Genomic DNA, 267 nt, shown 5'->3' with positions numbered 1-267 from the left:
TATATTTTAATGGAGGATTAGCTCAGCTGGGAGAGCATCTGCCTTACAAGCAGAGGGTCGGCGGTTCGATCCCGTCATCCTCCACCATTTATAGGGGCATAGTTCAACGGTAGAATAGAGGTCTCCAAAACCTTTGGTGTGGGTTCGATTCCTACTGCCCCTGCCAATGTATTATGGCGATTGTGGTGAAGTGGTTAACACACCGGATTGTGGTTCCGGCATTCGTGGGTTCGATCCCCATCAGTCGCCCCATTTTAAATATTTTTT

At 47.9% G+C, this 267-nt stretch carries 3 tRNA genes; all 3 read left to right on the top strand.

Annotated features, from left to right (window positions below):
* Positions 1-11: 11 nt before the first annotated feature.
* The 3 genes from KMHG_RS17115 to KMHG_RS17105 all read left to right on the top strand — a co-directional run bounded on the left by KMHG_RS17115 (position 12) and on the right by KMHG_RS17105 (position 252).
* A tRNA-Val gene (locus KMHG_RS17115) sits at positions 12-87 on the top strand.
* Between the two features lie 5 nt (positions 88-92).
* Positions 93-166: transfer RNA gene (locus KMHG_RS17110), tRNA-Trp, on the top strand.
* 10 nt (positions 167-176) lie between these two features.
* Positions 177-252 (top strand) — tRNA-His (locus KMHG_RS17105).
* The last annotated feature ends 15 nt before the right edge of the window (positions 253-267 follow it).

Source organism: Kurthia massiliensis (genome assembly GCF_000285555.1).
Lineage (GTDB): Bacteria > Bacillota > Bacilli > Bacillales_A > Planococcaceae > Kurthia > Kurthia massiliensis.
The sequence above is the reverse complement of the archived record's forward strand: the minus strand, read 5'-3'. Positions and strand labels throughout refer to the sequence as shown.